We start from the raw sequence: 256 nt of genomic DNA, 5'->3' as shown, positions 1-256 counted from the left end.
GCGTACTCCATGCAGTTCATCTTGTTGTTTCGTATCAGTTTGTTCACTACATTTGTGATGACTTCGCTCTTCTTCTCCTCGTATAAATGCTTGCTCTTTTCAACCGCACTGTCGTAATCGGCAACGACGATGCTATTGTAAAGCTGCTCCTCCAGAATGTCGTTAGGGACGTCGGAATCTGCAGCATACAGAGATGCCACGAAAAGACATAGAATAACTATGACGGGCTTCATCTTCGGAGCGTTGTAACCTGTGC

1 protein-coding gene is annotated in these 256 nt (G+C 45.7%); it reads right to left on the bottom strand.

Annotated features, from left to right (window positions below; translation table 11 throughout):
* Positions 1-233 (bottom strand): hypothetical protein (locus F0L68_RS45715; protein ID WP_149855385.1); only part of this gene is annotated, 233 nt, incomplete at its 3' end.
* Positions 234-256: the final 23 nt, after the last annotated feature.

It is taken from the genome of Solihabitans fulvus, assembly GCF_008386585.1.
GTDB lineage: Bacteria > Actinomycetota > Actinomycetes > Mycobacteriales > Pseudonocardiaceae > Solihabitans > Solihabitans fulvus.
This window is presented reverse-complemented; position numbering and strand designations above follow the sequence as displayed.